This is a genomic window from Echinicola pacifica DSM 19836 (assembly GCF_000373245.1).
GTDB classification, from domain to species: Bacteria; Bacteroidota; Bacteroidia; order Cytophagales; family Cyclobacteriaceae; genus Echinicola; species Echinicola pacifica.
Window position 1 is genome coordinate 130,326 of sequence record NZ_KB890757.1, and the last position, 19,347, is coordinate 149,672.

The 19,347-nt window shown below is 42.4% G+C and carries 17 protein-coding genes and 4 tRNA genes; all 21 read left to right on the forward strand.

Going from position 1 to position 19,347, the window contains the following annotated elements; translation table 11 throughout:
• Positions 1–114 precede the first annotated feature (114 nt).
• A tRNA-Tyr gene (locus B050_RS0119280) sits at positions 115–197 on the forward strand.
• A 218-nt stretch (positions 198–415) separates the two neighbouring features.
• Positions 416–488 (forward strand) — tRNA-Gly (locus B050_RS0119285).
• A gap of 38 nt (positions 489–526) precedes the next feature.
• Positions 527–598: transfer RNA gene (locus B050_RS0119290), tRNA-Thr, on the forward strand.
• A gap of 60 nt (positions 599–658) precedes the next feature.
• Positions 659–1,846: an elongation factor Tu gene (gene tuf / locus B050_RS0119295; protein ID WP_018475606.1), complete on the forward strand. Its 1,188-nt coding sequence runs from the start codon at positions 659–661 to the stop codon at positions 1,844–1,846.
• A 116-nt stretch (positions 1,847–1,962) separates the two neighbouring features.
• Positions 1,963–2,033 (forward strand) — tRNA-Trp (locus tag B050_RS0119300).
• 18 nt (positions 2,034–2,051) lie between these two features.
• The gene (secE, locus tag B050_RS0119305) at positions 2,052–2,240 is read left to right on the forward strand and encodes a preprotein translocase subunit SecE (protein WP_026236031.1); all 189 of its coding nucleotides are present in this window, start codon (positions 2,052–2,054) and stop codon (positions 2,238–2,240) included.
• Between the two features lie 19 nt (positions 2,241–2,259).
• On the forward strand, positions 2,260–2,817 hold the full coding sequence (nusG, locus tag B050_RS0119310) for a transcription termination/antitermination protein NusG (RefSeq protein WP_018475607.1): 558 nt from the start codon (positions 2,260–2,262) through the stop codon (positions 2,815–2,817).
• Positions 2,818–2,820: 3 nt separating this feature from the next.
• A complete protein-coding gene (gene rplK / locus B050_RS0119315) occupies positions 2,821–3,264 on the forward strand; it encodes a 50S ribosomal protein L11 (RefSeq protein ID WP_018475608.1) in 444 nt (147 codons plus the stop codon).
• Positions 3,265–3,274: 10 nt separating this feature from the next.
• Entirely contained in the window at positions 3,275–3,973 is a 699-nt protein-coding gene (gene rplA / locus B050_RS0119320) for a 50S ribosomal protein L1 (RefSeq protein WP_018475609.1), read from the forward strand.
• Positions 3,974–3,975: 2 nt separating this feature from the next.
• A complete protein-coding gene (rplJ, locus tag B050_RS0119325) occupies positions 3,976–4,512 on the forward strand; it encodes a 50S ribosomal protein L10 (RefSeq protein ID WP_018475610.1) in 537 nt (178 codons plus the stop codon).
• A 52-nt stretch (positions 4,513–4,564) separates the two neighbouring features.
• Positions 4,565–4,942 carry a 50S ribosomal protein L7/L12 gene (rplL, locus tag B050_RS0119330; protein WP_018475611.1) on the forward strand — a complete coding sequence of 126 codons (378 nt, stop codon included), beginning with the start codon at positions 4,565–4,567 and terminating at the stop codon, positions 4,940–4,942.
• Positions 4,943–5,097: 155 nt separating this feature from the next.
• Positions 5,098–8,973 carry a DNA-directed RNA polymerase subunit beta gene (gene rpoB, locus B050_RS0119335; RefSeq protein ID WP_018475612.1) on the forward strand — a complete coding sequence of 1,292 codons (3,876 nt, stop codon included), beginning with the start codon at positions 5,098–5,100 and terminating at the stop codon, positions 8,971–8,973.
• A 50-nt stretch (positions 8,974–9,023) separates the two neighbouring features.
• A complete protein-coding gene (gene rpoC, locus B050_RS0119340; protein WP_018475613.1) occupies positions 9,024–13,337 on the forward strand; it encodes a DNA-directed RNA polymerase subunit beta' in 4,314 nt (1,437 codons plus the stop codon).
• A 68-nt stretch (positions 13,338–13,405) separates the two neighbouring features.
• On the forward strand, positions 13,406–13,735 hold the full coding sequence (locus tag B050_RS0119345) for a DUF3467 domain-containing protein (RefSeq protein WP_018475614.1): 330 nt from the start codon (positions 13,406–13,408) through the stop codon (positions 13,733–13,735).
• Positions 13,736–13,912: 177 nt separating this feature from the next.
• Positions 13,913–14,293: a 30S ribosomal protein S12 gene (gene rpsL / locus B050_RS0119350; protein WP_015264121.1), complete on the forward strand. Its 381-nt coding sequence runs from the start codon at positions 13,913–13,915 to the stop codon at positions 14,291–14,293.
• A 22-nt stretch (positions 14,294–14,315) separates the two neighbouring features.
• A complete protein-coding gene (rpsG, locus tag B050_RS0119355) occupies positions 14,316–14,783 on the forward strand; it encodes a 30S ribosomal protein S7 (protein WP_018475615.1) in 468 nt (155 codons plus the stop codon).
• Between the two features lie 5 nt (positions 14,784–14,788).
• Positions 14,789–16,909: an elongation factor G gene (gene fusA / locus B050_RS0119360; RefSeq protein ID WP_018475616.1), complete on the forward strand. Its 2,121-nt coding sequence runs from the start codon at positions 14,789–14,791 to the stop codon at positions 16,907–16,909.
• A gap of 12 nt (positions 16,910–16,921) precedes the next feature.
• Positions 16,922–17,227 carry a 30S ribosomal protein S10 gene (gene rpsJ, locus B050_RS0119365; RefSeq protein ID WP_015264118.1) on the forward strand — a complete coding sequence of 102 codons (306 nt, stop codon included), beginning with the start codon at positions 16,922–16,924 and terminating at the stop codon, positions 17,225–17,227.
• A gap of 554 nt (positions 17,228–17,781) precedes the next feature.
• A complete protein-coding gene (gene rplC, locus B050_RS0119370; protein ID WP_018475617.1) occupies positions 17,782–18,414 on the forward strand; it encodes a 50S ribosomal protein L3 in 633 nt (210 codons plus the stop codon).
• A 4-nt stretch (positions 18,415–18,418) separates the two neighbouring features.
• Positions 18,419–19,048, forward strand: coding sequence for a 50S ribosomal protein L4 (gene rplD / locus B050_RS0119375; RefSeq protein ID WP_018475618.1), 630 nt, complete (start codon positions 18,419–18,421; stop codon positions 19,046–19,048).
• A gap of 4 nt (positions 19,049–19,052) precedes the next feature.
• The gene (gene rplW / locus B050_RS0119380) at positions 19,053–19,340 is read left to right on the forward strand and encodes a 50S ribosomal protein L23 (protein WP_018475619.1); all 288 of its coding nucleotides are present in this window, start codon (positions 19,053–19,055) and stop codon (positions 19,338–19,340) included.
• Positions 19,341–19,347: the final 7 nt, after the last annotated feature.

Below are 19,347 nucleotides of genomic sequence, written 5' to 3' on the forward strand. Positions count from 1 at the left end.
TTTGCCCAATATTTTGAATGTTTCAGAAAAGGGTATAATTTTGCCATCCGTTAAGACAAACAAAAAAGAACAAAAGTGTTCTACGAAGAGCTTAGCGAATTGAAATAATGTAAAGGGGGAATACCAAAGCGGCCAACTGGGACGGACTGTAAATCCGTTGACTTATGTCTTCACAGGTTCGAATCCTGTTTCCCCCACACTTTATATTCTCAAAGTTTTTATTAAATTTGTGAGAATTATACTGGAGAAGTTTTTCAAAAAGGAAGGCGACGATTGAGAATACAGTCAATGGTTAAGATTCTTTTCTAAGATTTTGGTAGGTATATTTTGGCTAAGATACAGGTCTTAGTTGGTTCTGGGAAGTCTGCGAGGATGTACTGGATAGGAAATAGAGGAATACATAGAGTAGTAATAAGCGGGAGTAGCTCAGTTGGTAGAGCGGCAGCCTTCCAAGCTGCAGGTCGCGGGTTCGAGCCTCGTCTCCCGCTCTATGCTTATTTTAAGGCGTAGATAATAAATGTTATCAGCCGACGTAGCTCAGGGGTAGAGTGCTTCCTTGGTAAGGAAGAGGTCACGGGTTCAAATCCCGTCGTTGGCTCAATGGCATTAGCAAAATTTAACTAATTCATATCATTAACTAAACAGAGGATTTTCACGCATGGCAAAAGCAACCTTTGACCGTTCCAAACCGCACGTAAATATCGGTACTATTGGTCACGTCGATCACGGTAAGACTACCTTGACTGCTGCCATTACAACTGTACTGGCTAGAAAAGGTCTTTCTGAACTAAGAGACTTCTCTTCTATCGATAACGCTCCAGAAGAGAAAGAAAGAGGTATCACTATCAACACTTCTCACGTAGAGTACCAAACTGAAGCAAGACACTATGCTCACGTTGACTGTCCTGGTCACGCTGATTATGTGAAAAACATGGTTACTGGTGCTGCGCAGATGGACGGTGCAATTCTTGTAGTTGCTGCCACTGATGGACCGATGCCTCAAACAAGAGAACACATCCTTCTAGCTCGTCAGGTAGGTGTACCTGCACTAGTAGTGTTCTTAAACAAAGTTGATTTGGTAGATGATCCTGAGCTTCTTGAGCTTGTGGACATGGAAGTAAGAGAATTACTTTCTTTCTACGATTACGACGGAGACAACATTCCTGTGATTCAGGGTTCTGCACTTGGTGCTCTTAACGGAGAAGACAAGTGGGAAGAGAAAGTAATGGAATTGATGGATGCGGTAGATAACCACATTCCACTTCCTGAGCGTCTAGTTGACAAAGACTTCTTGATGCCTGTAGAGGACGTATTCTCGATCACTGGTCGTGGTACTGTAGCTACTGGTAGAATCGAAAGAGGTGTAATCAACTCTGGTGATCCAGTAGATATCATTGGTATGGGTGCTGAAGGCCTTAAGTCAACAGTAACTGGTGTTGAGATGTTCCGTAAGATCCTTGACAGAGGAGAAGCTGGAGACAACGTTGGTTTATTGCTTAGAGGTATTGAGAAAGCTCAAATCAAGAGAGGTATGATCATCTGTAAGCCAGGATCTGTAACTCCACACGCCCGTTTCAAGGCTGAGGTTTACGTTCTGTCTAAAGAAGAAGGTGGTCGTCACACTCCATTCTTCAACAGATACCGTCCACAGTTCTACTTAAGAACGACTGACGTAACTGGAGAAGTAATGCTTCCTGAGAATGTTGAAATGGTTATGCCAGGTGACAACATCACAATGGAAGTAACATTGATCAACGCTGTAGCCCTTGAGAAAGGTCTTCGTTTTGCAATCCGTGAGGGTGGTAGAACAGTAGGTGCTGGTCAGGTAACTGAAATTTTAGACTAATTTTAGTCTGAGTAGATAAAATACAAATGCGGTTCTGAAGTATTTCAGGATCGCATTTGTTTCTTTATAGAAAATTTGTTACTTTTGCAATCCCTTTTGGGGGAAGTAAAAGACACACGGGCATAGTTCAATGGTAGAATAGCGGTCTCCAAAACCGTTGATGGGAGTTCGAATCTCTCTGCCCGTGCTTATAAAATCACAAACCATGAACGTAAAGAACTTTGTTGTAGAGTCAATAGACGAAATGAAGAATAAGGTTACATGGCCAAAGTATTCTTCATTGCAAAGCAATGCAGTGCTGGTTCTTGTTGCCTCAATGATATTCGCCCTAGTGATAGGAATAATTAATTTAGGTTTTGAGAACATCATGAAGTGGTTTTATGATTTATTCTAATTAGAATCAATAATTACTGATGGCAGAGCAAAAATGGTATGTACTCAGAGTGGTAGCTGGGCAGGAAAAGAAGGCCAAATCTTATTTGGACAATGAAATTGCCCGTCAAAAGCTTGAGGATTTTATTCCGGAAGTTTTGATACCTTCTGAAAAAGTATATGAGATGCGCAATGGCAAAAAGAGAGTCAGAGAGAGAAACTTCTTTCCTGGCTATGTTTTGGTTAATGCGGACCTGTCCCATGGTGAAGCCAATCACGTAATTACTAGTATCCCGGGAGTTATCGGTTTTCTAGGAGCAAACGCTGGGGGAGCTTCCAAAACCCCTGAGCCATTACGACAATCTGAGATCAACCGTATTTTAGGTAGGGTTGAAGGGATTGATGAGTTTGCAGAGAAACTTGATACGCCATTTATAGTGGGAGAGACCGTTAAAGTAATGGATGGTCCCTTCAGTGGTTTCGCGGGAACAATAGAAGAGGTGTTTGAGGAGAAGAAAAAGCTTAACGTTATGGTTAAGATATTCGGCCGAAACACCCCTGTTGAGTTAAACTTTATGCAAGTAGAAAAACAAGACTAGGAAATGGCTAAGGAAATTACTGGTTATCTGAAATTACAGGTGAAAGGTGGCCAGGCAAATCCATCTCCTCCTGTTGGTCCTGCTCTTGGTTCCAAGGGTTTGAACATCATGGAGTTCTGTAAGCAATTCAATGCTAGAACTCAGGATAAAATGGGTCAAGTTCTACCTGTCCTTGTTACGATTTATTCGGACAAGACTTTTGAATTCGTAGTAAAAACTCCTCCTGCAGCGATCATGTTGTTAGAGGCGGCGAAGCTCAAAAGTGGTTCTGCTGAACCAAACAGGAAGAAAGTAGGCTCTGTGTCCTGGGATCAGGTAAAAGAGATTGCTGAGGTGAAGATGCCTGACTTAAATGCCTTCAAGGTAGAGTCTGCCATGAAAATGGTAGCAGGTACAGCGAGAAGTATGGGAATCACAGTTTCAGGAAAAGCTCCTTGGGAGGAATAAATATAAAAAAATGGCTAAGTTAACAAAAAAGCAAAAAGAAGCTCTTTCTAAGTACGACCCAAGCCAGCAGTACTCCCTTACTGAGGCTTCTTCAATAGTGAAGGAAATCACTAACTCTAAATTTGATTCTTCTGTAGATGTTGACATCCGTCTGGGTGTTGATCCTCGGAAAGCTGATCAAATGGTGAGAGGTGTTGTAGCCTTACCTCATGGTACCGGAAAAGACGTGAAAGTACTTGTACTTTGTACGCCGGACAAAGAAGAAGAAGCTAAGGAAGCTGGAGCTGACTATGTCGGCTTGGATGACTATATTGCCAAAATCGAAGGCGGTTGGACTGATATTGATGTTATCATCACTATGCCAAACGTAATGGCGAAAGTAGGTAGATTAGGTAGAGTATTAGGTCCAAGAGGCTTGATGCCAAACCCTAAATCGGGTACTGTTACTCTTGAAGTGGGTAAAGCAGTGAAAGAAGTAAAAGGTGGTAAAATCGACTTTAAGGTTGATAAGTTCGGTATCATTCACGCAAGTGTTGGTAAAGTGTCTTTCGAACCAAGTAAGATCGAGGAAAATACGCAGGAATTGATTAATACAATTTCTAAGTTGAAGCCTTCTTCTGCCAAAGGTACTTACTTCAGAAGTATTCATATGTCCAGCACAATGTCTCCTGGGATTGCAATTGATAAGGGGAGTATTCAAGGTATATAATTATGACTAGAGAGGAAAAGAAAGCTATAATCGAAAGTCTTACCGAGAAATTAAAAGGAACTCCGCATTTCTATATCACAGATGCTTCAGGTTTCAGTGTTGCTCAGGTAAATACTTTCAGAAGAATGTGTTTCGATAAGGGAATTGAATATCGTGTTTACAAAAACACTTTTATCAAAAAAGCCCTTGAAGATCTCGAAGCAGATTACTCAGAATTAATCGACAGTCTTAAAGGATTTTCAGGTATTATGTTTGCTAACGAAACAGCAAGCTTACCCGCTAAAGTCCTTAAGGAATACAGAAAGAAAGCAGGTAAAAAGGAAACTAGACCTAAATTCAAAGCCGCTTCAATCGACACAGATGTTATCATAGGAGAAGAAAATCTCGATATGCTGGCATCTCTGAAGACCAAAGAAGAACTCTTGGGAGAGGTTATTGGATTACTACAATCTCCTGCCAAAAACGTTATCTCTGCACTACAAAGTGGTCAGAATACATTGGCAGGGCTTGTTAAGACTCTTTCTGAAAGAGAATCATAATATTATTCAAATCAATTAGTAACAAAATCAGTTAATTTTAAATAATAATACAATGGCAGATCTTAAAGCATTCGCTGAGCAGTTAGTTAACTTGACTGTGAAAGAGGTTAGTGAATTAGCCGAAATTTTGAAAGAAGAATACGGTATCGAACCAGCTGCTGCAGCCGCTCCAGTTATGGTTGCCGGTGGTGGCGCTGAAGGTGCTGGCGAAGAAGAAAAAACTTCTTTCGACGTGATCTTGAAAGCTGCTGGTGGTCAGAAACTTGCAGTAGTTAAATTGGTAAAAGAATTGACCGGTCTTGGTCTTAAGGAAGCTAAAGAAGTAGTTGACGGAGCTCCTAAAGCAATCAAAGAAGGTATCGCTAAAGACGAAGCAGAAGCTCTTAAGAAACAACTTGAGGAAGCTGGTGCTGAAGTAGAGCTTAAATAATTTGAATAACCTCATCTGTTAAGATGGAGGTTATTGATTAGACCTGACTTTTAAAGTCAGGTCTTTTCCTGTTTGTGCACAAATTAAAAATTGCACTATTCTAAGCGGAAATTGCCGCATTTAGTTAATAATTATCACTATAAACATATACTGCCTTGGCTATCCAGAATCAACCCGTAAGGAAAAGTTTCTCATCTATTAAGGTGGTCAAAGACTATCCCGATTTCCTTGATATCCAATTACAATCATTCAAAGACTTTTTCCAATTGGATACCCCAGCGGAAAAAAGGAGACAGGATGGGCTATTCAAGGTGTTCTCTGAAAATTTCCCTATTAGTGACTCCAGGGAAAATTTCACCCTTGAATTTATCGACTACGCTGTCGATCCCCCAAAATATAGCGTGGGTGAATGTATTGATAGAGGTTTGACCTATTCTGTTCCTTTGAAGGCGAAGCTTAGATTGCTTTGCTCTGATGAGGATAATGAGGACTTCGAAACTATCGAACAGGAAGTATTCCTAGGAAACCTTCCGTATATGACCGAAAAAGGGTCCTTCGTTATCAATGGCGCAGAAAGGGTAATCGTTTCTCAGCTGCACCGTTCACCTGGTGTGTTCTTTGCCCAAAGCAAGCATACCAATGGTACTAAACTGTATTCTGCCCGAATTATTCCTTTTAAAGGATCTTGGATAGAATTTGCAACTGACATTAATAATGTCATGTATGCTTATATTGACAGAAAGAAAAAATTCCCGGTTACCACTTTGCTTAGAGCCATCGGTTATGGTTCTGATAAAGCCATCCTGGACCTTTTTGGACTGTCTGAGGAAGTAGATGCCACTAAGGCTAATCTTAAAAAAATTGTCGGTAGAAAACTGGCTGCCCGTGTGCTTAGAACCTGGGTGGAAGATTTCGTGGATGAAGACACTGGTGAGGTGGTTTCTATCGATCGTAATGAAGTACTGCTCGAAAGAGATTCCGTACTCTCTGAAGAGGATATCGAACTTATCCTTGAATCTGGCGCCAAAAGCATCATCCTTCATAGAGATGATGTGAATATCGCCGATTACTCTATTATCTATAATACTCTTCAAAAAGATAACTCTAACTCAGAGAAAGAAGCCGTAGAGGTGATTTATCGTCAGCTAAGGAATACCGAAGCTCCTGATGAAGCCACTGCACGTGAAGTAATCCACGGATTGTTCTTCTCCGATAAGAGATATGATCTTGGTGAAGTGGGTCGTTACAGAATCAATAAAAAACTCGGTCTCGATATTGAGAGAGAGAAGATCGTATTGACCACAGAGGATATTATTAGTATTGTAAAATACCTTATCGGTTTGATCAACTCTAAAGCCGTGGTCGATGATATTGATCACTTGAGCAATAGAAGGGTGAGAACTGTAGGGGAACAATTATATAGCCAGTTTGGTGTTGGTTTGGCTAGAATGGCCAGAACCATCCGCGAAAGAATGAACGTAAGGGACAATGAGGACTTTAAGCCTGTTGACCTGATCAATGCAAGAACACTTTCTTCTGTGATCAACTCATTCTTTGGTACCAACCAGCTTTCTCAGTTTATGGATCAGACCAACCCATTGGCTGAGCTTACGCACAAACGTAGGCTGTCTGCTTTGGGGCCAGGTGGTCTGTCTCGTGAAAGAGCCGGTTTTGAGGTTCGAGATGTTCACTACACGCACTATGGTCGTCTGTGTACTATCGAAACTCCAGAGGGACCTAATATTGGTCTTATCTCTTCTCTTTGTGTACACGCAAAGGTCAACTCTATGGGATTCCTGGAGACACCTTACCGTAAAGTAAGAGAAGGTAAAGCAGGAATGAATTCCGATGATATCGTGTTCCTTACTGCCGAAGAAGAAGATAATAATAATATTGCCCAGGCAAATGCGCCGCTTGAGGTAGATGGTACTTTCGTCAATGATCGTGTGAAGGCTCGTTTTGAGGGTGACTTCCCAGTATTGGAGCCGAAAGAGATCACCTATATGGACGTTGCTCCAAACCAGATTGTATCTGTAGCAGCATCATTGATTCCATTCCTGGAGCATGATGATGCTAACCGTGCATTGATGGGCTCAAACATGCAGCGTCAGGCAGTACCATTGCTGAAAGCCGAGTCTCCTATTGTAGGTACCGGATTGGAAGCGAAGGCTGCTGTGGATTCCAGATCATTGATCATCGCTGAGGCTGATGGTGTAATTGATTTTGTGGATGCTAAAAAGATCACTGTTAAGTATGACCTGACTGATGATGAGTTATTGGTAAACTTCAGTGATGAATATAAGTCGTATGACCTGATCAAGTTCAGAAGAACTAACCAGGATACCACGATTAACCTAACACCGCTAGTGCTAAAAGGACAGCGCGTGACCAGAGGTCAGGTATTGGTAGAAGGATACTCCACCAATCAGGGTGAGCTTGCTCTTGGTAAAAACCTTAAAGTGGCTTATATGCCATGGCAAGGGTATAACTTTGAGGATGCCATCGTAATCTCTGAGCGTGTAGTTCGTGAAGATGTCTTCACCTCTATTCACGTCGAAGAGTTCCAGTTGGAAGTAAGAGATACCAAGCGTGGGGAGGAAGAATTGACTTCTGAGATCCCTAACGTATCCGAAGAGGCGGTCAAAAACCTTGACGAAAACGGTATTATCCGTATCGGTGCTGAGCTGAAAGAAGGAGATATCATCATTGGTAAGATCACTCCAAAAGGAGAAACCGATCCTACCCCTGAGGAGAAACTGCTTAGAGCGATCTTTGGTGATAAGGCTGGGGATGTAAAAGATGCGTCATTGAAAGCTTCTCCATCATTGAATGGTGTGGTGATCGAGACCAAGCTGTTCTCCAGACCGAAGAAAGATAAAGACCTTCGTGCCAAATCAAAAGCTGAGGTTGAGAAATTGAAGCAAACTTATGCCAAGGAATTGCTTGGAGTAAGAGCTAAAATGATCAATAAGCTTGTCGGTATCCTAGAAGGAAAAGTTTCCTTATCGGTGAAGCACAAATTTGGGGATGAGATCATCACCAAAGGCGTTAAGTTTAACCACCAGAATATTGATAATAATCTCTTCCCTGCTAAGAATCCTTACAGAGATGAGAGTAATTATAATGTTCCTGAGGAAGCGAATCTTATTTCCGATATCATCTTGGATGATTGGACAGACGATGAGCATACCAATAGCTTGGTACAACAGTTAGTGAAAAACTATACTAATACTAGAAACGAGATTTCTGGTAGATTCAAGAGGGATAGATTTACCCTTGAAGTAGGGGATGAATTGCCTGCGGGTATAGTGCAGTTGGCTAAAGTTTACGTGGCTAAGAAGCGTAAGCTGAAGGTAGGGGATAAGATGGCCGGTCGTCACGGTAACAAAGGTATTGTGGCTAAGATCGTAAGAGATGAAGACATGCCATTCTTAGAAGACGGTACCCCAATGGATATCGTGCTTAACCCGCTAGGTGTACCATCTCGTATGAACATCGGGCAGATCTTTGAGACCGTTCTTGCTTGGGCTGGACAGATTTTAGGTAAGAAATATGCGACTCCGATATTTGATGGAGCTACTACCGAAGAAGTAGCTGCTGAATTGGATCTAGCTGGCCTTCCATCCTTTGGAAGGACTTATCTATATGATGGTCTGACGGGTAAGAAATTTGATCAGCCGGTAACAGTAGGTATATCCTATATGTTGAAGCTGGGTCACTTGGTGGATGATAAGATGCACGCTAGATCTATCGGGCCATACTCTTTGATTACGCAGCAGCCATTGGGTGGTAAAGCCCAGTTTGGTGGTCAGCGTTTTGGGGAGATGGAAGTTTGGGCACTTGAGGCCTTTGGTGCGTCGCACGTGCTTCAAGAGATCCTAACAGTTAAGTCAGATGATGTAATTGGTAGAGCAAAAGCTTATGAGGCTATCGTGAAAGGTGAAAACCTTCCGAAGCCGAATATTCCTGAATCCTTCAACGTATTGGTTCATGAACTTAGAGGTTTGGCTCTGGAAATTACTCTTGACTAATTTAGAATCATTTGGGCCGCAAGGCCCTTAACATACTCTCAAAACATATTATGGCGTTCAGAAAAAATAAAAAACTAAACAACGACTTCTCCAGAGTCACTATTAGTTTGGCCTCTCCTGAATCTATCCTTGATAGTTCGCATGGTGAGGTGACACAGCCGGAAACCATTAATTACCGGACTTACAAGCCCGAAATGGGTGGTTTGTTCTGTGAGCGTATTTTCGGTCCTGTGAAAGACTGGGAGTGTCATTGTGGTAAATACAAGCGCATAAGATATAAAGGTATCATCTGTGACAGATGTGGTGTGGAAGTTACCGAAAAGAAAGTGCGTAGAGAACGTATGGGCCATATTGAGCTTGTTGTTCCTGTAGCGCATATCTGGTATTTCAAGTCTCTACCTAATAAAATAGGTTACTTACTTGGACTTCCTACCAAGAAATTGGATCAGATAGTATACTACGAACGATATGCTGTCATCAATCCTGGTATCAAAGCCGAAGACGGTCTGCAGTACCTGGATTTCCTGACAGAAGATGAGTATTTGGATATCATGGATAAGCTTCCAAAGGAAAACCAAATGCTTGATGACGATGATCCTAATAAGTTCATCGCCAAAATGGGTGCTGAGGCCATCGAAATGTTATTGTCAAGACTTGATCTTGATGATCTTTCTTATAGCCTTCGTCACCAAGCAGCCACGGATACCTCTCAGCAGAGAAAAGCTGAAGCCCTCAAAAGGCTGAAAGTGGTGGAAGCATTCCGTGATGCAAGAACACGTATCGAGAACCGTCCAGAGTGGATGGTGGTAAGAATGGTTCCTGTGATCCCGCCAGAGCTTCGTCCTTTGGTGCCTTTGGATGGCGGACGTTTTGCTACCTCCGATCTGAATGATCTTTACAGAAGGGTGATTATCCGTAATAACCGTCTGAAAAGATTGATCGATATCAAAGCACCGGAAGTGATTCTTAGAAATGAGAAAAGAATGCTTCAGGAAGCAGTAGATTCCTTATTTGATAACTCAAGGAAGGTAAATGCTGTACGTTCTGATGGAAATAGAGCCTTGAAGTCCCTTTCTGATATGCTGAAAGGTAAGCAAGGTCGATTCCGTCAAAACTTGCTTGGTAAGCGTGTGGATTATTCTGGTCGTTCGGTAATCGTAGTAGGACCTGAGCTTAAGCTTCACGAGTGCGGTTTGCCTAAGAATATGGCAGCCGAGCTATTCAAGCCTTTCATCATCCGTAAGTTGATCGAAAGAGGAATAGTGAAGACAGTGAAATCTGCTAAGAAAATTGTGGACCGCAAAGATCCAGTGGTATGGGATATCCTAGAGAACGTTCTTAAAGGACACCCTGTATTGCTAAACAGAGCCCCGACGCTTCACCGATTAGGTATTCAGGCTTTCCAGCCGAAGCTTATTGAAGGAAAAGCGATTCAGCTTCACCCATTAGTATGTACTGCATTCAACGCCGATTTTGACGGTGACCAGATGGCAGTCCACGTACCACTTGGACATGAGGCGATTCTTGAGGCTTCTACTTTGATGCTTTCTTCTCACAATATCCTAAACCCTGCCAACGGTGCGCCGATTACGGTACCGTCTCAGGATATGGTATTGGGGCTGTACTATGTGACCAAAGGTCGCCGGTCCACCCCTGAGGAGCCAGTACCAGGTGAAGGAATGACTTTCTACGGTGAAGAGGATGTAATCATCGCTCTTAATGAGAAGGTAATTTCCCAACATGCTATCGTCAAGTGTAAGGTGATGGTAAGAGAGCCTGATGGAACATTGGTAGAGAAGATTATTGAGACTGTAGCCGGTCGATTGATTTTCAACCAGTTTGTGCCTGAGCAAGTAGGATTTGTAAACGAACTTCTTACAAAGAAAAAGCTTCAGCAGATTATTGCAGAAGTAGTAAAAATATGCGGCATTGCACGTAGTGCGCAGTTCCTTGATGATATCAAGCATCTAGGATTCCAGATGGCCTACCAAGGTGGTCTGTCCATGGGACTGAATGACGTAATTATCCCAGAAGATAAGGATCCATTGATCGCCAAAGCCAAGGAAGAGGTAGATCAGGTATGGAATAACTATCTGATGGGTCTGATCACAGACAACGAGAGATATAACCAGGTAATTGATATCTGGACTCGTACCAACTCCAACCTGACGAACATTCTGATGAAGCAGATGGAGGAGGATAAGCAAGGATTCAACGCCATCTATATGATGATGCACTCTGGAGCCAGGGGTTCTAGGGAGCAGATTCGTCAGCTGGGTGGAATGAGGGGTCTGATGGCTAAGCCTCAGAAAAACCTTCAAGGTTCCGTTGGTGAGATTATTGAAAACCCGATTCTATCCAACTTTAAAGAAGGATTGGATGTATTGGAGTACTTTATCTCCACTCACGGTGCTCGTAAGGGTCTGGCTGATACAGCCTTGAAAACTGCCGATGCGGGTTATTTGACCAGAAGGCTAGTGGATGTGGCTCAGGATGTGATCGTATCTGAAGCGGATTGTGGTACCTTGAGAGGCTTGGTCGTACAGGCGCTAAAGGATAACGACGAGATCGTGGAGCCATTATCTGAGCGGATCGTAGGTCGTGTATCTGTACACGATGTGATTGATCCACTTACAGATGAGGTATTACTTCTATCCGGTGAGGAGATTACGGATGAGATTTCTAAAATAATAGATGACTCAGCTGTAGAAGAAGTAGAGATCAGATCAGTATTGACCTGTGAGTCCAGAAGAGGAGTATGTACCAAGTGTTATGGTAGAAACCTGACCACTGGTAATGCAGTTCAGAATGGTGAATCAGTAGGGGTTATTGCAGCCCAGTCTATTGGAGAGCCAGGTACTCAGCTTACTCTACGTACATTCCACGTGGGTGGTACCGCTTCCAACATCTCTGTTGAGGCGAGTATCAATGCCAAATTTGATGGGGTAGTAGAGTTTGAAGAAGAACTTAGATTCATCAATACCACTAATAAGGACGGAGATCCTGTGACTGTGGTAATGGGAAGATCAGGAGAGATAAAAATCAATGATGCCAAGTCTGGTAAGACACTCGTGTCAAACCACGTACCTTACGGTGCGATATTGAATGTAGCTGATGGTCAGAAATTGGCCAAAGGGGATTCACTATGTACTTGGGATCCATACAATGCCGTGATTCTTTCTGAGTTTGACGGTGAGGTATCCTTTGACTCCATCATCGAAGGCATTACTTTCAAGGAAGTGGCCGATGATCAGACAGGGTATAAGGAGAAGGTAATCATTGATACCAAGGATAAAACCAAGAACCCTGCGGTAATTGTAAATTACGGAGATGAGACCAAGGGATATAATATTCCAGTAGGTGCTCACCTTGCAGTAGAAGAAGGTGATAAAGTGAAGTCTGGCCAGATCCTAGTGAAGATACCTCGTTCGGTAGGTAAGACCCGTGATATTACAGGTGGTCTTCCAAGGGTTACAGAGCTCTTTGAAGCACGTAATCCATCTAACCCAGCGGTGGTATCCGAAATCGACGGTGTGGTAACTTATGGTGGTATCAAGCGAGGTAATCGTGAGATATTCATTGAGTCCAAAGATGGCGTTAAGAAGCGTTATATGGTATCTCTTTCCAAGCACATTCTTGTGCAGGAAAATGACTTCATCAGAGCTGGTGAGCCATTATCCGATGGAGCGATTACGCCAAATGACATTCTTTCTATCAAGGGCCCGACTGCCGTACAGGAATACTTGGTAAATGAGATTCAGGAAGTTTACCGTCTTCAAGGTGTGAAGATCAATGATAAGCATATTGAGGTGATCGTAAGTCAGATGATGCAGAAGGTAGAGATACTTGATGCAGGTGACACAGGATTCCTTCAGGGGCAGGTCGTTGATAAGTGGGCCTTCAGAGAGGAAAACGACAATATTCTGGATAAGAAAGTGGTTATGGAGCCAGGAGATTCTCCTACATTGAAGGCAGGTATGATCATCACCTCAAGACGATTGAGAGATGAGAATTCCAGCTTGAAGCGTAAGGATCTAAAGCTAGTCCAGGTAAGGGATGCAGAGACGGCTGTCTCTAAGCCTACCTTGCAAGGGATCACGGCGGCATCATTGGGTACAGAGAGCTTTATCTCTGCGGCTTCCTTCCAGGAGACCACCAAGGTGCTTAGTGAAGCGGCTATACGTGGTAAGCGTGATGAGCTATTAGGACTGAAGGAAAACGTGATCGTAGGTCACTTGATTCCTGCAGGTACTGGTCAGCGTCATTTCCAGCATATCATCGTAGGATCTAAGGAAGAATATGAAAAGCTATCAGGATCCGATAAGGAGAAAAGTAGCCGTAAGTCCAAAGAGGCTGTTAAATAAATAGTATTGGAAATCAATAAGGAAGGCCTGTAGAAATGCAGGCCTTTTTTTGGTAAAACAAAGAGATAATGGAAGACCCTAAAGATCAAATTAAGGAAGGCAATCAACCGATCAATGTAGAGCTGACCGATGAGATAGCGGAAGGAATCTACTCCAATCTAGCGATGATTGCGCATTCGAATTCTGAGTTTGTGGTGGATTTTATCAGGCTGATGCCGGGCATTCCCAAGGCCAAGGTAAAGTCGAGGATCATAATGACACCAGATCATGCCAAGCGATTGTTGGCGGCCCTGAAGGACAATATAGACAAGTATGAGCAGGCCTTTGGTAAGATACAGTCTGGTTCTGAGCATCCTGAGTTTCCGATGAACTTCGGAGGGACCTTGGGCGAGGCTTAAGATCGGAGAATTTTAATTATTACGGACGGTGGATAAGGTGTCAGATAATCACGTAGTTCTGTAAGGGCGGCATGGTTAAATAAAATATAACTCTTTAATTTTGTTTGTTTTATCTTATTGATTACCTTTGCAGTCCAAATTTTATATGTTAAAGAAGTAAAATAAATTTATCAGTTAATGCCTACTATACAACAGTTAGTTAGAAAAGGTAGAACCACTTTGGTGACAAAATCCAAGTCTAGAGCCTTGGATGCGTGTCCTCAAAGAAGGGGAGTATGTACGAGAGTATATACCACAACGCCTAAGAAGCCTAACTCTGCGATGCGAAAAGTAGCCAGGGTTAGATTGACAAACGGAAAAGAAGTGAATGCTTACATTCCAGGTGAAGGACACAATTTACAAGAGCACTCTATTGTATTGATTAGAGGTGGTCGTGTGAAGGATCTTCCAGGTGTAAGATATCACATCATCCGTGGTGCATTGGATACAGCGGGAGTAAAAGACCGTAAGCAAGGTCGTTCCAAGTACGGTGCTAAACGTCCTAAGGACAAAAAATAATTAATAGTAAAAGAACGTAACAATGAGAAAAGCGAAACCAAAAAAGAGATATATTCTTCCTGATCCGAAGTTCAATGATACTTTGGTGACTAAGTTTGTGAACTGCCTTATGGTAGATGGGAAGAAGAGTATTGCTTACAGAATCTTCTACGACGCAGTAGAGAAAGTAGAAGAGAAGTTGGGTGAGAATGGTCTTGAGGTTTGGAAGAAAGCGCTTAACAATATTACTCCAGCTGTAGAGGTGAAGAGTCGTAGGGTTGGGGGAGCTACTTTCCAGGTACCAATGGAAGTAAGACCTGAGAGAAAAACATCCCTAGGAATCAAGTGGATGATCACCTTTTCAAGAAAAAGAGGCGAGAAGACTATGATGGACCGTCTTGCTGGTGAGATTATCGCAGCATCCAAAGGTGAAGGTGCAGCTGTGAAGAAGAAGGATGATACTCACAGAATGGCAGAGGCCAACAAAGCATTCTCACACTTTAGATTTTAATAAGGATGGCAAAGGACTTAAAATATACCCGTAACATCGGTATCGCCGCTCACATCGATGCAGGTAAGACAACAACGACTGAGCGGATACTGTTTTATTCTGGTGTTTCTCACAAAATAGGTGAAGTACATGATGGCGCTGCTACCATGGACTGGATGGCGCAGGAGCAAGAAAGAGGTATCACCATTACCTCTGCTGCGACTACCGTATTCTGGAACTACAGAGATAAAAAGTATCAGATCAACATTATTGATACTCCTGGTCACGTAGATTTTACAGTAGAAGTAAACCGTTCCCTCCGTGTATTGGATGGATTGGTATTCCTTTTTAGTGCTGTTGATGGCGTTGAGCCTCAGTCAGAGACTAACTGGAGATTAGCTGATAACTATAAAGTACCTCGTCTCGGTTTCGTTAACAAAATGGACCGTGCGGGCGCAAACTTCCTTGAAGTTTGTAAGCAAGTGAAGGAAATGCTTGGTAGCTATGCGGTACCATTGCAGATCCCGATCGGTGCGGAAGATAAATTCCGTGGGGTTGTTGATTTGATCAATAACCGTGCTATCGTATGGAATGAGGATGATTTTGGTATGACTTTCGAAGAGATACCTATTCCTGAGGACATGCTTGAAGAGGTTGCTGAATACAGAGAGCACCTTCTTGAGGCGGTAGCAGACTATGACGAAAGCCTGATGGAGAAATTCTTTGAAGACTCTAGCTCCATCACGGAAGATGAAATCCTTAACGCCCTTCGTCAGGCGACTATTGATATGAAGATCGTACCTATGGTATGTGGTTCTTCATTCAAGAACAAAGGAGTTCAGACTATGCTTGACCTTGTTATGGAGATCTTGCCTTCTCCTCTTGATAAGGACAATATCATTGCACATGACATCGATGACGAAGAGAAAGAAATTCCTCTTGCTCCTGATGTTAAAGAACCTTTCGCTGGTCTGGCATTTAAGATTGCCACTGATCCATTCGTAGGTCGTCTGTGCTTTGTAAGAGCATATTCAGGTGTGTTGGAATCAGGATCTTACGTATTCAATAGCCGGTCTGGCAATAAAGAGCGTATCTCCCGTGTATTCCAAATGCACGCCAATAAGCAAAATCAAATCGAAAGACTGGAAGCCGGTGATATCGGTGCAGTTGTAGGTTTCAAAGATATTAAGACTGGAGATACACTTTGTAGCGAAAGCCGTAAGGTAGTTCTTGAGTCCATGACTTTCCCAGAGCCAGTTATTGGGTACGCTATTGAGCCTAAGACTCAAGCGGATGTTGATAAATTGGGTATGGCGATCGCCAAGCTTGTAGAAGAAGATCCTACTCTTCACGTGAATACTGACCACGAAACTGGTCAGACCATTCTTAGAGGTATGGGTGAGCTTCACTTGGACATCATCATGGACCGTCTGAAAAGAGAGTTTAAAGTAGAAGTAAACCAAGGTGCTCCTCAGGTAGCTTACAAAGAAGCTTTGTTTGGTAGTGTTGAGCACAAGGAAGTTTATAAAAAGCAGTCAGGTGGTAAAGGTAAATTTGCCGATATCGTATTCGAACTTGGTGCTAAGGAAGCAGATCCTGAAACTGGTGAGATCAAGCCAGGATTGGACTTTGTAAACGGTATTGTCGGTGGTGTGATTCCTAAAGAATTCATCCCTTCTATCCAAAAAGGATTCAATGAGGCTATGAAAAATGGTCCATTGGCAGGATACCCAATTGAGTCTATGAAAGTAAGACTTTTCCACGGTTCCTTCCACGACGTCGATTCCGATGCCCTTTCTTTTGAATTGGCTGCAAGAATCGGTTTCAAAGAAGCAGCTAAAAAGTGTAAGCCACAGTTGCTGGAGCCTATCATGTCTGTGGATGTGGTATCTCCTGACGAGTACACTGGTCCTATTACCGGTGACCTTAACAGAAGAAGAGGTCTCATGAAAGGTATGGATACCAAAGGTACTTCCTCTGTGATCAGAGCATCTGTGCCATTGTCAGAATTGTTCGGTTATATCACTGACCTTAGAACTATCACTTCTGGTCGTGCTACCGCTACTTTGACATTCTCTCACTATGACCCAGTTCCTAATAATATTGCTGAAGGAGTTATTGCTGAAGTAAAAGGAGCTAAGGCCTAAAAAACATCGAACATGAATCAGAAAATAAGAATTAAACTTAAGTCCTACGATCATACCTTGGTGGATAAGTCATCTGAGAAGATCGTAAAAGCTGTAAAGACCACCGGAGCAGTGGTGGTTGGTCCGATTCCATTGCCTACTAAAAAGGAGAAATTCACTGTATTGAAGTCTCCACACGTAAACAAGAAGGCAAGAGATCAGTATCAATTATGTACTTATAAGAGATTGGTAGATATTTATTCTAACAGCTCTAAGACAGTAGATGCTTTGATGAAAATCGAACTTCCTAGTGGAGTTGATGTTGAGATCAAAGTGTGACCTACTGGTCTTTATAAATTATTACAAAAAGCCTGTTCCGATTCTGGACAGGCTTTTTGGTCTTTTATAGCTCGTAGAGGGCTTGATGAATGCTTTGATAGGCGAGAGTTGCCTGATGGGTATTCGTTCGCCTGAGAGGGCTGATAATACTATTAAAACGGGCTGCGTGTTCTCCTCTCGCTTTTCTTTTTGACTTATTCGTTGATGATGTTCTTTTATGAGGCCTGATTGGTGGCTATGATCTCTTTGTTTCACCAAAAAAAAGAAGCCTATTTTAGGTGATTTGGGGATGGAGAAATAGGATGGAAACCCTGGTGCTTTGAGTAGATTTTTTGGAAGAGGGCAGAAATAGATGGACCAAATAAGGAATGGTAGAAAAGAATCTTCATCTAAAAGCAGGCGATAAAGCGGGATAATATAGAATTATATTTGCGTAAATGTTTGAAAATATATGAGTTGTAATTTGTTAGCTTATTATAAATTACTAACTTTGCAGTCCTTAAAAAGCCACAAGTGTGTAAATGCCTGTGCATAATTATATTATATAACAGAAGATGTCTGGAATAATAGGTAAAAAAGTAGGAATGACTAGCATTTTTAGTGCCGATGGACGTAATGTCGCATGCACGCTAATAGAAGCTGGTCCTTGCGTAGTGACGCAAGTAAAAAATGTTGAAACAGACGGGTACAGCGCTGTTCAGTTGGGGTACGGTGAGCGTAAGGAGAAAAACACTCCTAAGCCACTAATGGGTCATTTCAAAAAGGCCGGTACCACACCTAAGCAGAAAGTTGTAGAATTCAGAGACTTCAGAGTTGAATTTGAAGGTCAGGTGGATTTAGGAAAAGCTGTAAAAGCTGGAGAAGTATTTGGAGAAGGCGATTTCGTTGATGCCATTGGTACTTCAAAAGGTAAGGGCTTTCAAGGTGTAGTAAAACGTCACGGATTTGCCGGTGTAGGTGGTGCGACTCACGGTCAGCACAACCGTCAGAGGCACCCTGGTTCCATTGGAGCATGTTCATGGCCATCCCGAGTATTTAAGGGATTGCGAATGGCAGGTAGAATGGGCGGAAGCCGTGTTAAGGTATTGAACCTGAAGGTCTTGAAGGTATATCCTGAAAAGAATTTGATCTTGGTAAGTGGTTCTATCCCTGGTCCAAAAAATTCTTACGTTATTTTAGAGAAGTAATCACATGGAATTAGCAGTATTAAAACATAACGGTGAAGAGACAGGCAGAAAGATAAGTCTTTCTGACGAAATTTTCGCAATCGAGCCTAACGATCATGCGATCTATCTTGATGTGAAGCAGTTTTTGGCTAACCAAAGACAGGGTACTCATAAGAGCAAAGAGAGGGCTGAGATAGCCGGCTCAACAAGGAAAATCAAGAAGCAGAAGGGCACCGGTGGTGCAAGAGCTGGTTCTATTAAATCTCCATTGTTTAGAGGTGGTGGTAGAGTATTTGGTCCTAGACCAAGAGACTACTCTTTCAAGTTGAACAAGAAAGTGAAGCAATTGGCAAGAAAGTCTGCCCTTACTTATAAGGTAAAGGATAACAGCCTGACTATTCTGGAAGATGTGACATTTGACAGCATCAAGACCAAGAACTACTTGGCATTGTTGGCAGATCTTTCATTGACAGATAAGAAGACATTATTGGTGCTTCCAGAAGCGAACAACAATGTATATATGTCAAGTAGAAACCTCCCTAAGGCAAAAGTAAAAGCTGTAAGTGATATTAACACTTACGATCTGTTACACGCAGATACTTTGGTGCTTTGTGAAGGTTCAGTAAGTAAGTTGGAAACCCTTTTATCGAAGTAAGACAATGGATATACTAAAGAAGCCTTTGATTACGGAAAAGATTTCGGCCTTGAACGAAAGTGGGGTATATGGATTTGTGGTGGAGAAGACTGCAAGGAAGCCCGAGATCAAAGCAGCCGTAGAGAATATGTTTGGTGTGAAGGTAAAGACGATCCGTACCATGCGATATGCAGGTAAGAAGAAGTCTAGATACACCAAAAGTAAAGTAGTATCCGGTTATACCAATGCTTTCAAAAAAGCTATTGTACAGGTAGCCGACGGGGAAGTGATTGATTTTTACGGAGAAATTTAATTGAATC

Excerpts from the sequence above, each read along its gene's own strand:
- tuf (WP_018475606.1), top strand. The coding sequence starts at position 659 with ATGGCAAAAGCAACCTTTGACCGTTCCAAACCGCACGTAAATATCGGT.
- secE (WP_026236031.1), top strand. The coding sequence starts at position 2,052 with ATGAACGTAAAGAACTTTGTTGTAGAGTCAATAGACGAAATGAAGAAT.
- nusG (WP_018475607.1), top strand. The coding sequence starts at position 2,260 with ATGGCAGAGCAAAAATGGTATGTACTCAGAGTGGTAGCTGGGCAGGAA.
- rplK (WP_018475608.1), top strand. The coding sequence starts at position 2,821 with ATGGCTAAGGAAATTACTGGTTATCTGAAATTACAGGTGAAAGGTGGC.
- rplA (WP_018475609.1), top strand. The coding sequence starts at position 3,275 with ATGGCTAAGTTAACAAAAAAGCAAAAAGAAGCTCTTTCTAAGTACGAC.
- rplJ (WP_018475610.1), top strand. The coding sequence starts at position 3,976 with ATGACTAGAGAGGAAAAGAAAGCTATAATCGAAAGTCTTACCGAGAAA.
- rplL (WP_018475611.1), top strand. The coding sequence starts at position 4,565 with ATGGCAGATCTTAAAGCATTCGCTGAGCAGTTAGTTAACTTGACTGTG.
- rpoC (WP_018475613.1), top strand. The coding sequence starts at position 9,024 with ATGGCGTTCAGAAAAAATAAAAAACTAAACAACGACTTCTCCAGAGTC.
- B050_RS0119345 (WP_018475614.1), top strand. The coding sequence starts at position 13,406 with ATGGAAGACCCTAAAGATCAAATTAAGGAAGGCAATCAACCGATCAAT.
- rpsL (WP_015264121.1), top strand. The coding sequence starts at position 13,913 with ATGCCTACTATACAACAGTTAGTTAGAAAAGGTAGAACCACTTTGGTG.
- rpsG (WP_018475615.1), top strand. The coding sequence starts at position 14,316 with ATGAGAAAAGCGAAACCAAAAAAGAGATATATTCTTCCTGATCCGAAG.
- fusA (WP_018475616.1), top strand. The coding sequence starts at position 14,789 with ATGGCAAAGGACTTAAAATATACCCGTAACATCGGTATCGCCGCTCAC.
- rpsJ (WP_015264118.1), top strand. The coding sequence starts at position 16,922 with ATGAATCAGAAAATAAGAATTAAACTTAAGTCCTACGATCATACCTTG.
- rplC (WP_018475617.1), top strand. The coding sequence starts at position 17,782 with ATGTCTGGAATAATAGGTAAAAAAGTAGGAATGACTAGCATTTTTAGT.
- rplD (WP_018475618.1), top strand. The coding sequence starts at position 18,419 with ATGGAATTAGCAGTATTAAAACATAACGGTGAAGAGACAGGCAGAAAG.
- rplW (WP_018475619.1), top strand. The coding sequence starts at position 19,053 with ATGGATATACTAAAGAAGCCTTTGATTACGGAAAAGATTTCGGCCTTG.